13 protein-coding genes are annotated in these 13,395 nt (G+C 60.8%); 5 read left to right on the plus strand and 8 right to left on the minus strand.

Annotation, left to right across the window (positions count from 1 at the left end):
* Nucleotides 1–80: 80 nt before the first annotated feature.
* Both DW645_RS04925 and DW645_RS04930 read right to left on the minus strand, forming a co-directional pair.
* Nucleotides 81–2,084 carry a translation factor GTPase family protein gene (locus DW645_RS04925; protein WP_118226597.1) on the minus strand — a complete coding sequence of 668 codons (2,004 nt, stop codon included), beginning with the start codon at nucleotides 2,082–2,084 and terminating at the stop codon, nucleotides 81–83.
* Between the two features lie 305 nt (nucleotides 2,085–2,389).
* Nucleotides 2,390–2,878, minus strand: coding sequence for an N-acetyltransferase (locus DW645_RS04930; protein WP_118226599.1), 489 nt, complete (start codon nucleotides 2,876–2,878; stop codon nucleotides 2,390–2,392).
* A 77-nt stretch (nucleotides 2,879–2,955) separates the two neighbouring features.
* Between DW645_RS04930 and DW645_RS04935 the strand changes: the two genes are divergently transcribed.
* Entirely contained in the window at nucleotides 2,956–3,252 is a 297-nt protein-coding gene (locus DW645_RS04935; protein ID WP_055310006.1) for a hypothetical protein, read from the plus strand.
* A 48-nt stretch (nucleotides 3,253–3,300) separates the two neighbouring features.
* Here DW645_RS04935 and DW645_RS04940 read toward each other — a convergent pair whose 3' ends face one another.
* Entirely contained in the window at nucleotides 3,301–4,005 is a 705-nt protein-coding gene (locus tag DW645_RS04940; protein ID WP_118226601.1) for a class I SAM-dependent methyltransferase, read from the minus strand.
* Nucleotides 4,006–4,439: 434 nt separating this feature from the next.
* Here DW645_RS04940 and DW645_RS04945 point away from each other — a divergent pair, with 434 nt between their 5' ends.
* Nucleotides 4,440–4,841 (plus strand): hypothetical protein, encoded by a 402-nt coding sequence (locus DW645_RS04945; RefSeq protein ID WP_118226603.1) that lies wholly within the window; start codon nucleotides 4,440–4,442, stop codon nucleotides 4,839–4,841.
* Nucleotides 4,842–4,965: 124 nt separating this feature from the next.
* On the opposite strand, the gene DW645_RS04950 is transcribed toward DW645_RS04945, so the two are convergent.
* Entirely contained in the window at nucleotides 4,966–5,778 is an 813-nt protein-coding gene (locus DW645_RS04950) for a putative RNA methyltransferase (protein ID WP_118226605.1), read from the minus strand.
* Between the two features lie 151 nt (nucleotides 5,779–5,929).
* On the opposite strand from DW645_RS04950, the gene DW645_RS04955 reads away from it, so the two are divergent.
* The gene (locus DW645_RS04955; RefSeq protein WP_118226607.1) at nucleotides 5,930–7,312 is read left to right on the plus strand and encodes an MATE family efflux transporter; all 1,383 of its coding nucleotides are present in this window, start codon (nucleotides 5,930–5,932) and stop codon (nucleotides 7,310–7,312) included.
* Nucleotides 7,313–7,339: 27 nt separating this feature from the next.
* Here DW645_RS04955 and DW645_RS04960 read toward each other — a convergent pair whose 3' ends face one another.
* Nucleotides 7,340–8,206, minus strand: a complete 867-nt coding sequence (locus DW645_RS04960) for a LysR family transcriptional regulator (RefSeq protein ID WP_118226609.1) — start codon at nucleotides 8,204–8,206, stop codon at nucleotides 7,340–7,342.
* A 158-nt stretch (nucleotides 8,207–8,364) separates the two neighbouring features.
* Here DW645_RS04960 and DW645_RS04965 point away from each other — a divergent pair, with 158 nt between their 5' ends.
* Nucleotides 8,365–9,267 carry a DMT family transporter gene (locus tag DW645_RS04965; RefSeq protein ID WP_118226611.1) on the plus strand — a complete coding sequence of 301 codons (903 nt, stop codon included), beginning with the start codon at nucleotides 8,365–8,367 and terminating at the stop codon, nucleotides 9,265–9,267.
* 87 nt (nucleotides 9,268–9,354) lie between these two features.
* Nucleotides 9,355–10,080 (plus strand): uracil-DNA glycosylase, encoded by a 726-nt coding sequence (locus DW645_RS04970; protein ID WP_118226613.1) that lies wholly within the window; start codon nucleotides 9,355–9,357, stop codon nucleotides 10,078–10,080.
* Nucleotides 10,081–10,130: 50 nt separating this feature from the next.
* Here DW645_RS04970 and DW645_RS04975 read toward each other — a convergent pair whose 3' ends face one another.
* The 3 genes from DW645_RS04975 to DW645_RS04985 all read right to left on the minus strand — a co-directional run bounded on the left by DW645_RS04975 (nucleotide 10,131) and on the right by DW645_RS04985 (nucleotide 13,313).
* Nucleotides 10,131–10,811, minus strand: a complete 681-nt coding sequence (locus DW645_RS04975) for an SDR family NAD(P)-dependent oxidoreductase (RefSeq protein ID WP_118226615.1) — start codon at nucleotides 10,809–10,811, stop codon at nucleotides 10,131–10,133.
* A gap of 9 nt (nucleotides 10,812–10,820) precedes the next feature.
* A complete protein-coding gene (locus DW645_RS04980; protein ID WP_229077142.1) occupies nucleotides 10,821–11,543 on the minus strand; it encodes a VUT family protein in 723 nt (240 codons plus the stop codon).
* Nucleotides 11,544–11,699: 156 nt separating this feature from the next.
* Nucleotides 11,700–13,313, minus strand: coding sequence for a peptide chain release factor 3 (locus DW645_RS04985; protein ID WP_118226617.1), 1,614 nt, complete (start codon nucleotides 13,311–13,313; stop codon nucleotides 11,700–11,702).
* Between the last annotated feature and the right edge of the window lie 82 nt (nucleotides 13,314–13,395).

The raw sequence follows: 13,395 nt of genomic DNA on the forward strand, positions 1-13,395 counted from the left end.
GATTGGCAAACCCTGATAATAGTTATACCAACTTATACCAAGTTATACCAATAGCATGTGACAAAGGGACTGCCACTTTGTCACATGTGGCCGAAAAACTCGGCGTCTGCCGCTCGCCAGGGACGGAAGGTGGCGGGATCGACCTTTACGTGCGCCGCGGCGGGTACGTCGTACCATTTGACCGTGTAGCCGGCGCCGTGAGAGCAAAAAACCGAGTCGGGTGTGTTGGGCAGATCGGCCTCGGGCTCATAGGCGGCCGCCTCGATGACGCGCTCGGCATCATGACAGGCCGCATAACCGGCGAACTCCAGGTACAGACGCCCGCGACCGCTCGTGTAGGCAGCCACCTCCAGCGCATAATCCTGCACCTCGGATGCCGGCACGCGACCCACAAGCTTCGCCCGGTCGCCCGCCATCGTCGGCGGCTCGTACTCGGCACCCATGCGCGTGGCATCCGAGAGCGCCCGGCCCACGCACTCCCCCGGCACCTCGAGCTCAAAGTGGTACCACGGCTCCAGCAGCACCGCCGCGCCCGCCTCGCGCGCCTGCATCAAACCCTGGCGAATCGCGCGGTACGTGGCCTGGCGAAAATCGCCGCCCTCGGTGTGTTTGGCATGCGCGCGGCCGCCCGTGAGCGTAATGCGCACATCGGTGATGGGCGAGCCGGTCAGCACGCCCAGGTGGTCGCGCTCCATGGCGTTGGTGAGTGCCAGACGCTGCCAGTTAAGATTGAGCTCGTCGGTCGAGGTCACGGTGCCAAACTGCACGCCCGAACCTGCTGGCAACGGCTCCAGGCGCAGATGCACCTCGGCATAGTGGCGCAGCGGCTCAAAGTGGCCCACGCCCTCGACCGGCTGCGAGATCGTCTCCTTATAGAGAATGCCGCCAGACTCAAACTCGACCGAAAGGCCAAAACGATCGGCCAGCACGCGCTGCACGACCTCGAGTTGCACGGCGCCCATCAACTGCAAATGGATCTGCTCAAGATGCGTATTCCAGCTTACGCCGAGCATGGGATCTTCGTCCGCCAACTCACTCAGCGCTTTAAACACCGCGTGGACGTCGTGTTCGCCCGGCAGCACCGTATAGGTGAGGACCGGAGCGATGACGGGCGCATCGCCCGCGGGCTCCGTGCCCAGGGCGTCCCCTGGGCGAACGTGCGCAAGACCCGTCACGGCGCAAATACCGCCAGCAGCAACTTCTTGGGCAAGCTCATACTTCTCGCCGTTATAGATGCGTACCTGATCGACCTTCTGTTCCCACGCCTCGGCACTGGAATGCCCGCTGATCATCTGTTTTGCGCGCAGCGTGCCGCCGGTCACTTTAACCCAAGCCAAGCGCTCGCCACGATCCCCGCGGCTGACACGATAGACGCGCGCGGCAAACTCCGGGAGCCACGCCTGCTCACGCATCAGCGCGCATATACTATCCAGTAGCTCGTCAACGCCTTGGTCCTTGAGCGCCGAGCCGGCAAAGCAGGGAAAGAGCTTGCGCTCGGCAACCATGCGCGACAGCGTTGCGACAGAAAGCTCACCCGCTTCAAGAAACTCCTCGAGCGCCGCTTCGTCCAACGCAGCAGCGTCCTCCTGAACGGCGCCGCCCGCCAGCAGCTCGTTGGCATCCAGGCAGCCCTCGGAAAGACGCTGCCCGAGTTGTGCCAGCAAAACATCGCGGCCGGGATTCTCCAAATCGATCTTGTTGATGAAGATGAACGTCGGGATGTCATAGCGCGCAAGCAGGCGCCACAGGGTTTCGGTGTGCCCTTGCACACCGTCGTTGGCACCCACAACCAAAATCGCGTAGTCGAGTGCGCGCAGCGTGCGCTCCGCCTCGGCAGAAAAATCGACATGCCCCGGCGCATCCACGAGCATGACGTGGGTATCGCCATGGTCGAGCACGGCCTGCGACGAGAAGATCGTAATGCCACGCTCGCGCTCGATCGCGTTGGTGTCCAGGTGCGAATCGCCATCGTCAACGCGGCCGCGCTTGCGAATGCGACCCGCGTTGAACAGCACGGCCTCGGCCAGCGTGGTCTTGCCGGCATCGACATGCGCCAAGATTCCAACGACCGCTTGCTTCGACATGGCTCTCCTCTTATTACAAGCCCATCGCACGCGGCAACGGGCGTTCACGCTCCACACTGGATGATACAATTTACGGGCCGGCGGGCGAAGCGGGCCCTATCCCCCGACCGAGCTCATCGCCCCGCGTTGCCGCGCGGCGATTTTCGTAGGTTCGCGCCTTGCGAAAGCCGGCACCTCCCCTTTTGCCCGCCCGGTCTCATCTGAGGCGGTAACAATGCGAGTCCCACAACGACGCGTTTTACCAAAAATGGCCCCACTCGGGGCCATTTTTTATTTGAGCTGGGTGATGAAACGTGCCCTGGCTCCTACGCCTCGCGCAGCCAGTCGAACGCAATACGCGGCGTGCCGTCCGACACATATACGACACCGGCGCGCTCGAACCCCGCCTTGGCGATGGCGCCCTGCATAGGCAGGTTGTCTTGATGTGTGTCGATACGCAGATGGTCGATGCGTTCCTTGGCAAAGGCAAACATCGCGGCCGCGACGCCATGCGTGGTGCCGTCGGATGCCACGCGGTGCAGCACAGCATACGGGGCATCGCTGCGCCACTGGCCGCCCTCGATCGCATCGTAGGAACTGTCCGGCCCCGGCAGAAAGGCAAACGTCGCCACCACGCGCCCGTCTTCCTCGCACACGTAGCTACCGCCCGCGGCAATATCGCTTTTGAGCTGCTCGGCCGAAGGCGTGCCCTCGGGCCACTGCGTGGCGTTACCATGCGCGCGCATAAAGGCGCGGGCCGCGTCATAGATAGCCATGACGGCGGGAATGTCGGTATCGAGGGTTTTTCTGATCATCACGCGGCGACCTCACGTTTATTGGTATCACTTTGATTGAGCAATGATACCAACGTTTGGAGAGGAGCGCGAAGCAGATGGGGAGCAAAAAGCGAGCCGCCTGGTCAAAAGCCAAAAGCGAGTTTTTGGGCGCTGCCACCGGCGGCGATATGAGCGACCTGTTTGCACGCGAGGACGAGCGCCGCGACGCCCTGGACGCCGAGCGCGACGAGGCTTGGCGCTATAAGTCGTGCGAGCGCAAAAACCGTTACGACACACGCGCCGAAGCCGAGGCCGTTATGGCCGACTGCGAAAACCGCGGACGGCGCGGTTTGGCCTGCTACAAATGCGAATACTGTGGCGGGTGGCATCTGACGTCGCACCCTTGGAAATAGACCCCGCATCGGCACGGTGTTGACGGAGCGCCAACCATCGCACGCAAGCTACGGGCGCGGCGGCACCAAAACATCGTAGCGAACGGCCTTGCCCGCAAGTTGATAGCTCGGCTTAACGCCGGCAAGCAGCGCCCCCTTCACCGGCCGCTTGATAACGACCTTGCGTGGGCGCACCGCAAGCGCAGCTTCGACCAGCGTTTCCTCATCGGCGCACGGCTGCTCCAAATGGTGCAAGAGCTGGAACTTCTTTTTGACCGCCGCGCTCTTGGTGCGCTCGGGAAACATGGGGTCCAGATACACCACGTCGGGAGCCGCGAGCTCGCCCCGCTCGATCAGCTCGGCCGTATGGCGAAGACCGGCAATGCTGTCCTCGCCCGCATGTAAGTGCATGCGCGCCACGGCGGCCGCAAGCGCCGGATCATCTGCCGCGCGATCCAGGGCATCCTGGAGGAGCGCCGCGATCACGCAATCCTGCTCATACAAATCGACCGCAAAACCCGCGGCAGCCAGCAGCAGCGAATCCTCGCCAAAGCCTGCTGTGGCATCAATCGCCCATGGTTGCTCAATGCCTTTTGTGCGCGCAGCCTTCACCAGTAGCTCTTGCTGCAGACGACCCTGCTTGAGCCGTGGAAGCATGCGGCCAAAATCGGCACGCAACTCCATCGTGCCGTCGGTGAGCGTAAGGCCCTCGGACGTCCGCACGAGCTCGAGCCCAGCAGCCCGAGCAACAGAAAAGGGATCGACGACGCCCATGGACACTCCTTAGCAAGCAAAACGAATACGTGAGCGCCACCTCAGTTGGCACCCAACCGTCCGCTATTGTCCCACACGCGACATGGTCCACAGCATCCCAATGCAAAGCACCGCCATCAATCCCGTGCACACGGCAGCGATCACGGAATCGCCCATACGCCTTCCTAACGAACGCGGCTCACGCACTTGCTTGGCTCCGTACATCACGGCTCCTCCTTCGGTCCAGCTCTTACCATGGCCCCATCATCGCAGCGCCGCGCATACGCTGCCATCGATTTGACTTACGCCCAGCTTTCCTTTTTGAAAGGTTGGACCGTACAGGCAAGAGACGCTTTCAAACGCATGCATCGCCCCGTTGAACTACAATGTGCTTCACCATATGTGCAGCACATAGGGTGCGCCAGGTTGGCGTACTCGTATCGAAAGGACCAGCCATGAGCTTCACTCGCAAGACACTCAAAATCCTTGCCCTGATTTATTTTGTTCTGGGCATCGCCAGTCTCGTCATTGGAATCGCCGGCATCGCGACCGGCAAGTTCGAGTCCACCTACGGACCGAACGCCATGCTCGCCACGGTCGTGCTTGTCGCCAAGGGCCTCATCGATCTCGCCGCAGGTGTTGCGGGCATCAAGGGCGCCAACAAGCCCTCGCAGGTGGATGGCGCGTTTAAGCTCGGCATCGTTGCCGCACTCGCCACGATTGCGCAGGCCGTGCTCACGCTTCCCGCGTTTGGCGGCGACGCCATCAACTATGGCGCCTTTGTCATCGTGGTGTACGACCTGTTCTTTATTCAGCAGGCACACGACATTAAGGCCGAAAACAAGGACCGCCTGTAGGCACCTGTCTCCCATAACCCCTGCTATCAAGCAACTAAAAGGGCCGATCGTGCATCCCCGCGGTCGGTCCTTTACGTTTGCCCAGATAAAACCTGCCAAAATAAACCTGTCCCTTTTTGGTAGGTTAGTGGCGGTACTCGGCGATGATGAAGTCGATGTCGGTCTGAAGGGTATCCAAATTTGCCAGGCGCTCTTTGTCGGCAGGGCGCGTGCGGTAGTAGTACGGCGTCATTTGGAACACCGCCTCGATGTCAGCCTGGGTCTGAAGCATAATGTTCGCAGACACCCGCTGCGTTCCGACCAACTCGAGCTCGGTAGTCTTCGGCAGCTTTTCATCGTTGAGATATGGCGTGTCGTAGAGCACCTCCTTGAGCCCAAAGAGATGACGGGCACCCGGCACCACGGTATAGAGCGAACCCTCGGGCGCCAGCACGCGGGCAAACTCGCGCTCGTTAAAGGGAGCAAAGAGCTCAGTCACCATATCAAAGGCGCCATCGGCCACGGGGATGTCCTTCATGTTGGCCACGAAGTAGGTCGCATCGCCGCGCTTGGCGGCCAGGCGCACCATCTCTTTGCCTAGATCGAAACCGTAAGCATCCACGCTCGGCACCGCACCCATGGCGCTGGTGTAGTAGCCCTCGCCGCAGCAAATATCGAGCAAGGTCATGGGGCCGTTCGTAGACGCGGCACGTTCAGACACCCGCTCGCGCACCAGCTCGACCATCGCATCGCGCAACGGCGCATAGTATCCGCGGTTCAGAAAGTCACGACGGCTGCGCGCCTGCGACTTGGGATCGCCCATGGAGTCGCCGCTCTTGGACGAGCGCAGCAGATACAGATAGCCCTCGCGCGCACGGTCAAACCGGTGTCCGCCCGCACATGCAGCACCGCGCTCGTCGTCTACCAACGGCTCATGGCAAACGGGACACAACAACATGGCAACTCCTTAGCGCGAACAACACAACGCCCACCATTGTCGCACGCCTTCCCCGCCTCGTCATTGGGGACGTTCTTAAATGACTAGTCGATTAGGAGTATCATCGTCTGCGCAAATAAGCACGAATGAGCATGTTAGAGATTGAGAGCGTATGGCAGACACCGCATCTAAGCACATTGACATGACCACCGGCTCGCTGTGGCGCAATATTCCCCTGTTCGCCTTCCCCGTGGCCGCCACGAGCATCTTGGAGCAGCTGTCGAACCTCATCGCCACGGTCATCATCGGTAACTTCTCGGGCGACCAGGGAACCCTCGCCATGGCGGCGGTCGGCTCCAATGTTCCGCTTACCAGTCTTATGCTCAACCTGTTTATTGGCCTGTCACTTGGCTCCAACGTGGTCATCGCCAACGCCATCGGCCGCAACGATCAGAACATGGTCAAGCGCGCCGTCCATACCTCGATTCTGATGGCGCTCGTGGGCTTTGTCGTCATCGCGCTGGGCGAGATCTTTGCCGAACCCATGCTCGCCGCGCTCAACGTTCCCGCCGAAACCATGCCGCTCGCATCGCTCTACCTGCGCGTCTTTTTGCTCAGCATGCCCTCGATCTTGCTCTACAACTTTGAGGCCGCAATCTTCCGTTCCGTCGGCATCACCCGTATGCCGCTACAGGCGCTTGCCGTGTCCACCGTCCTCAACATTGGCCTGGACCTCATCTTTGTCCCCGTGCTCCACTGGGGCGTCGCGGGCGTCGCCATCGCCACCGCCATCGCCTACACCGTCAGCGCCGCCACACTCTTTGTCCACTTGCTCAAGACCGATTCCGTCGTCCGCGTCACCCCGCGCGACCTGGCAATCGATCCTGTCGCCCTCAAGCGCATCGTCAAGATCGGCCTGCCCGCCGGCATCCAAAGCGCCGTCTTTGCCGTCGCCAACATCATCATCCAGTCCGCCATCAACAGCCTGGGTACCGAGGTCATGGCGGCATCCAGCGCCGCCATGAGCCTGGAGTATGTGTGCTACAACTTGCTCAACAGCTTTAGCCAGGCCTGCACCACCTTTGTGGGGCAAAACCACGGCGCGCGCCAGATCGCTCGCTGCACTAAGACGCTCAAGGTCTGCCTGGTCGAAGGCGGCATCGTTGCACTCACCACCATCGTCATCATCGTCGGCTTGGGACGCGAAATCCTGGCGCTGTTCAACAGCGACCCCAACATCGTCTCGATCGGCTATATCCGCGTGTGTTCGATCTTCCCGGCGTACGCCTTTAGCATGTTCTACGAAAACATGTCCGGTTACCTGCGCGGCTTTGGCATCTCGCTCATGCCCGCCCTCATCACCATGATCTGCGTCTGCGGCATCCGCTTCTATTGGGTGTTCTGCGTGTTCCCGAACTTCCGCACCTTTGCGAACATCATGATGGTCTACCCCATCAGCCTGGGCACCACAGCATTCTTTATGGTCGTGGCGGTGCTACTTTGCCACCCGGCACGCACCTACCGTCTAGCACAAGCCAAAGCGACAGCCCGCTAATCACCACGCTCAACGTCACGCCAGTCATTAATTGACAATATGCGAGCTCATATAGTCGATAAAGTGCCTCGTGGCGATAGGCATGGTGTCCCAGCTGCGCCAGGCCGCCACTACGTCGCGCGAGGGGGCATGCACGATGGGACGTACGCGAATATCGGCCTGCATGCCCTCGACGGTACGGCGATACAGCATGCTCACGCCTAGGCCCTCCTCCACCATCGCCATGATGGTGTAGTCGTCGGTGACCTCACTCGTCACGTGCGGCGACAGCCCATGCGCGGCAAACGCATCGAGCACCAGGCTCTGCTCGCCCTCGTCCAGCAGCACAAACGGCTCGGACGCCAGGTCGGCGAGCGTCACCTTTTCCTTTGCCGTCAGCGGATGCGCGGTCGGCAGCAGCGCCACCAACTCGTCGTGATAGACCACGCGCTTCTCGAGCCCAGCGGTAAATCCGCGCGCCGTAAAGCAAAAGTCAACCACGCCATCGTGCACCCACTGGGCGTTGCGCGTGTAATCGCCCTGCTTGAGGGTAAAGTGCACCCCCGGGTGCAGGGCCCCAAAGTCGCGGATCACTCGCGGCAGCACGGTACGACTCACGTTGGTAAACGTCGCAATACGAATATCGGTCGAGGAGAGCCCCAGCAACTCTTGACGCTTGCCCTCGAGCTCGGCCTCGGCCGTTACGATCTGGCGCAGATACGGCAGATACTGCTTACCGTCGCGCGTAAGCGAGACACCCTGCTTGCCGCGCTCGATAATCGTGGTGCCCAGCTCGCGCTCGAGCGCCTTGACGGCCTGGCTCACCGCACTTTGCGTATAGCCTAGCTCGTCCGCCGCACCCTTAAGACTGCCGCGATCGACCACCATACAAACAATCTGATACCGCGATGCCATCGTGCCTCCACATCGATGTAGCCGTAAAACGTTTTGCCAGCGCTTTTTCTAGTAGCATTAGTATTTCTTAATCATACTGAAGATACATTCGCTTTACTACATCCACATCTGGGAGCAGAATCCTTTTTGCGAAACCGTTCTGTAACAAAAGGAGTCCCATGGATCGCAAAAAAGCAATCGCGCTCTCATTTTCCGTTCCCGTCGCATGGGGCTTTTCGTACCCCCTTATGAAGATCGGCATGGACAGCATGAACGCCACGAGCATCGTTGCGCTGCGCTGCATCATCGCCTTTGCAGCTTGCCTTGTGCTCTTCCACAAGCACGCGCTGCGCATCAACCGCGACGTGATGGTTCGCTCCGCCATCATCGGCGCCATCATGGCAACCGAGCTCACCTGCATGTGCCTGGGCTCCAGCCTCACCTCTGCCTCCACCGCCGGCTTTTTGCAGAGCCTGACGGTCGTGATCGTGCCGTTTGCCAACGCGGCACTGCTGCGTCGCGCCCCCGAGCGCAAGGTGCTCATCGGCACCGCCATCGTCACCTGCGGCATGCTGCTGCTCTCGGGCGCCGACTTTACCAGCCTGAATCCCGGCGCGATCATCATGTTGCTCTCGGCCTTTATCTATGCCGGCCACATTATCGTGGCCAAGCGCTTTGTCGAAGAAGTCGATCCGCTGGCCCTGGGTGTTTGGCAGCTGGGCTTCGGCGGCCTGTTCTCGGGCATCGCCGCATGCACCTTGGGCGGTTTCACGCTTCCCAGCACGCCCAACGAGATCGTCGTGGTCGTCGCGCTGGCACTCATCTGCTCTGCCTACGGCTTTATCACCCAGACGCTCGTGCAGCCCCACGTGCCTGCCGAGACCACCGGCTTTGCCTTCTCGCTCGAGCCGGTCTGTTCCGCCGTCTTTTCGTTCTTCCTGGTCGGCGAGGTCCTGAGCCCCATCGCCTTCTTTGGCGCCGCCCTCATCCTCACCGGCGTCATGGTGGCAACCGTCGAGCTTCCGCGCCTTCGCGCACATGGACAGGCTCGCATGACAGGAGCGCCCGAGCACGTCTCGTAAACCCCAGTCCTTATACAGCCGCGTCATAAAGGTCTCTGGACGCCTTTACAATAGATGCCAACAGAGCATCTGCCATAAAGGAGTTCCATGGACGCCGCAACTCGCGACCGCAACATAGCAACTTGGTTGGGCGATGCGCCGCAGCCGGTACGTGACACTACGAACCAGCTGCTCGAGCGCATCGCCCTTCTGCGTGCCGAGCAGACCATCTACCCGGCACAAGACGACATCCTCAATGCCCTCGCCTACACGCCGGCCGACCAGGTCAAGGTTGTCATCTTGGGTCAAGATCCCTATCACGGACCCAACCAGGCCATGGGGTTATCGTTCTCGGTCCCCGCGACGCAAACCAAGTTGCCACCGAGCCTGCGCAACATCTATAAGGAGCTCAATGCCGATCTGGACTGCCCCTTTCCTGCCACGGGAGACCTAACCCCATGGGCACAACAGGGCGTCCTGCTCCTCAACACTACGCTCACCGTGCGCGAGCATGCCGCCAATTCGCACGCCAAGCTGGGCTGGAGCACGCTCACCGACTACGTTATCGAACGCTGCTGTCAGCTGCCCCAGCCGGTCGTCTTTTTGGCATGGGGCCGCTTTGCCCAGCAAATGGTTGAGGACAAGCTCGACGCGATCGGCGCGGGCAAGGCAACCGGCAAGTTCTGCCTAGCTTCTACGCACCCCTCGCCGCTTTCGGCCAACCGCGCCACGGCAGAACTCCCCGCCTTTATAGGGTCGCGCCCCTTCTCGGCAGCCAATCGGCTACTCGAACAGCACGGCTCGACCCCCGTCAACTGGACTTGCCTCGGCTAAAAATCAATACATCAAAAACGCGCCCGACGGATTTCCATCGGGCGCGTTTCCTATTCGGGCCAAATAAATTGTGTGCGGCCGGCCTCGCCGCCATCGATCAGCAGGCTCTGCCCGGTCATAAACCGGTTGGTCACGCCCACAAAGTAGATCCACTCGGCGATCTCTTGGGCGGTGGCCCAGCGTTTAAGCGGCGTGAGCTCCATAATCTGGTTCCACAGGTGTTCGTCTTCCATCACGCAACGGTTGAGCGGCGTGATAACGCCGCCCGGGTCCACACTGTTGGCGATGGCCTGCGGCGCCAAGCGGTTTGCAAGGTTCTTGGTGTAGGCGATAACGCCGCCCTTGCTGGCGGCATAGGCGGGAAACTCCGATCCCGTATGTCCGCTCGCCGACCCCACATTGACCACGGATTTGATAGCCGCTGTCGGCTTGGCGGCAAGCCCCTCCCCCACAAAGGCGTAGCGTTCGGTCACGTTGATGGTGCCACACAGGTTGGCGGCAATGTCGTCGGCCGAATCCTGCGTACCGGCAACGTTTACGATTACCTGGGGTTCAAGGTCGTCTGGAAACGAGTCCGGTTCGCGGACATCAACGATCAGATGGCGGTAGCGCTCGTGCTCGACCGCCGTCGGCAGCAGGTCAAAGCCCACGACCTCGTGGCCCTCGTCCAAAAAGCGCTGCACGCACGCGGCTCCGATACCGCCCGAAGCGCCCGTGATCAAAACCCGCATACTTGCTCCTTAGGCGGTTGCGTGGCGCTCGAGGTACTCGGCGCCCACATTCTCACGCTCCCAGCCACGCACGACCTTGTAGCCCACGGGGCTCAGGAAGACCTCGCACAGCAGCTCGGCAACAGCGCCGGTCAGCGAGCACATAAGGACCTGCACCCAGGTCCAACCAAAGAACGTGTGGCTCACCACAATGGCAAAGACCAAGTTGTCGATAAACTGGCCAACACCCGTGGACACATAAGAGCGGAAGGCAAAGCTCGCAAAGTTATTCTTTTTGAGCATACGACCGAGCGACTGGTTGAGCGTGGAGTTAACGACGGCAGAGACGAGCATGGCGAGCGAAGAGCCCAGCACCACGTACCAGGTGCCGCCGATGGTGGCGTTAAGGGCGGTGTTGACCTCGATCATACCCGTGTCGTAGTAGGCGCCCCACATGCCGGGCGTGAGCGAGCATGCCCAAAAGCACAGGCTCACAGCCAGGTTGACCAGCAGTGCGAGGATAGAGATTTTGATGGATGCCTTGGCGCCAAAGCGCTTGCAGATCATGTCCTGGCACAAAAACGAAACCCAGCTCACCACAAAGCCGCAATCGAGTGCCAGATACGGCAGGCTGATGAGCTCTTTGTTGGCCAGCAGGTTCATCATGATAACGCTCACGATAAACAGCGAAACCGTTGCCGCGGGAATGCTCCGCAACAGGACCTTGTAGTCCTCCATGACCTTCTTGATCATTATGTACTCCTTTGGTTTTAGGTTTAACGAGCAGGATATCGGACCCGAACTGCTCGGCCGCCACGGTCTTGAGGCGACGGTGGGTATGATAGCCGCTCACGCGGCGGCAGGCAAGCAAACGGCGCGGCGGCCCCACAGGATCACCGCGCCGGTGCGCTAAAACGTTACGTTGCCGAACTCCGACAGGACAAGGTCGGGGTTGTGGTCGGTAGCCCAGTCCACGTTCCACGGGCTCGTGAACAGCAGCAGTTTGCCGCCGCGCATGTCCTCGACGCGCAGGGTATCGCGCGTGAGCGAAAGGCCCGGGATATCGATGGTGTCGGGGTCGTTTTGGATCCAGCGGATGTCCGTATAGGGCAGCGGCTGGCGACGAACCTCAACACGGTACTCGGCCTTGAGGCGGCGCTCGAGTACCTCAAACTGCAGCACGCCGACCACGCCCACGATGACGCTCTCCATGCCGGCACCCAGCTCGCGGAAGATCTGGATGGCGCCCTCCTGGGCAAGCTCCTCCATGCCCTTCACAAACTGCTTGCGCTTGAGCGTGTCGACCTGCGTAATGCGGGCAAACATCTCGGGGGCAAACGTCGGGATCTGCGGATACTGCACGTGGCGCTTGCCGGAGCACACGGTGTCGCCGATGCTAAAGATACCGGGATCGAACAGGCCCACGATGTCGCCGGCGTACGCCTCGTCCACGATGGCGCGATCGTCGGCCATCATCGAGGTGCCCGTAGCCAGCTTGAGCTTGCGGTTGCCCTGCACATGGAAGGCATCCATGCCGCGCTCGAACTTGCCCGAGCAAATGCGCACAAAGGCAATGCGATCGCGATGGTTCTTGTCCATGTTGGCCTGGATCTTAAACACGAAGCCGCTAAAGTCGTTCTCGGCGGGCGCGACCGGCTCGCTGGTGAGTGTATCGGTATAGGCGCGCGGCGTCGGGGCCAGACGCAGGAACTCTTTAAGGAAGGGCTCCACACCAAAGTTGGTGAGTGCCGAGCCAAAGAACGCCGGGCTCAGCTTGCCGCAGGCCACGGCATCCAGGTCGAGCTCGTCACCGGCGCCATCGAGCAGCTCGATGTCGTCCATCAGGTTCTTGTGGTTCTCCTCGCCAATGAGCTCGTCCATGGAAGGATCGCCCAGCTCGGCCTCAACCTCGGCAACCTTCTTGGTGGCGTTGGCATGGCCGTCGCCCTCAAAGGCAATGACGCGACGGGTCTGGCGATCGAACACGCCGCGGAAGTTGCGGCCGCTGCCGATCGGCCAGTTCATAGGATACGTATTGATGCCCAGGACGTTCTCGATCTCTTCCATGAGCTCAAACGGATCGCGAGCCTCGTGGTCGAGCTTGTTCACAAAGGTAAAGATGGGAATATGGCGCAGCGTACAGACCTTAAAGAGCTTTTTGGTCTGGGCCTCGACGCCCTTAGCGCCGTCGATGACCATGACTGCGGCGTCGGCGGCCATAAGGGTACGGTAGGTATCCTCCGAGAAGTCCTGGTGGCCGGGGGTATCGAGGATGTTGACGCAGGCGCCGTTGTAGGTGAACTGCAGCACCGAGGAGGTAACGGAAATACCGCGCTCCTTCTCGATGTCCATCCAGTCCGAGACGGCATGCTTGGCCGAGCTCTTACCCTTGACCGAACCGGCGGTCTGGATGCTGCCGGTATAGAGCAGCAGCTTCTCGGTAAGTGTGGTCTTACCGGCGTCCGGGTGGCTGATGATCGCGAATGTGCGGCGCGACGAGATTTCATCCGACAGGCTTGCCATGCGGATCCTTTCTTGCATTGAGTGCATTACGTCGTTGTAACCGCACTATTGTAGCCGCGAAATCCCGCTCTAGGGCGCCTAT

Source organism: Collinsella sp. AM23-17 (assembly GCF_003470945.1).
GTDB lineage: Bacteria > Actinomycetota > Coriobacteriia > Coriobacteriales > Coriobacteriaceae > Collinsella > Collinsella aerofaciens_O.

Bases quoted from the DNA above. Each gene is read 5' to 3' on its own strand.
- DW645_RS04925 (WP_118226597.1), bottom strand. From the start codon at position 2,084: ATGTCGAAGCAAGCGGTCGTTGGAATCTTGGCGCATGTCGATGCCGGC.
- DW645_RS04930 (WP_118226599.1), bottom strand. From the start codon at position 2,878: ATGATCAGAAAAACCCTCGATACCGACATTCCCGCCGTCATGGCTATC.
- DW645_RS04935 (WP_055310006.1), top strand. From the start codon at position 2,956: ATGGGGAGCAAAAAGCGAGCCGCCTGGTCAAAAGCCAAAAGCGAGTTT.
- DW645_RS04940 (WP_118226601.1), bottom strand. From the start codon at position 4,005: ATGGGCGTCGTCGATCCCTTTTCTGTTGCTCGGGCTGCTGGGCTCGAG.
- DW645_RS04945 (WP_118226603.1), top strand. From the start codon at position 4,440: ATGAGCTTCACTCGCAAGACACTCAAAATCCTTGCCCTGATTTATTTT.
- DW645_RS04950 (WP_118226605.1), bottom strand. From the start codon at position 5,778: ATGTTGTTGTGTCCCGTTTGCCATGAGCCGTTGGTAGACGACGAGCGC.
- DW645_RS04955 (WP_118226607.1), top strand. From the start codon at position 5,930: ATGGCAGACACCGCATCTAAGCACATTGACATGACCACCGGCTCGCTG.
- DW645_RS04960 (WP_118226609.1), bottom strand. From the start codon at position 8,206: ATGGCATCGCGGTATCAGATTGTTTGTATGGTGGTCGATCGCGGCAGT.
- DW645_RS04965 (WP_118226611.1), top strand. From the start codon at position 8,365: ATGGATCGCAAAAAAGCAATCGCGCTCTCATTTTCCGTTCCCGTCGCA.
- DW645_RS04970 (WP_118226613.1), top strand. From the start codon at position 9,355: ATGGACGCCGCAACTCGCGACCGCAACATAGCAACTTGGTTGGGCGAT.
- DW645_RS04975 (WP_118226615.1), bottom strand. From the start codon at position 10,811: ATGCGGGTTTTGATCACGGGCGCTTCGGGCGGTATCGGAGCCGCGTGC.
- DW645_RS04980 (WP_229077142.1), bottom strand. From the start codon at position 11,543: ATGATCAAGAAGGTCATGGAGGACTACAAGGTCCTGTTGCGGAGCATT.
- DW645_RS04985 (WP_118226617.1), bottom strand. From the start codon at position 13,313: ATGGCAAGCCTGTCGGATGAAATCTCGTCGCGCCGCACATTCGCGATC.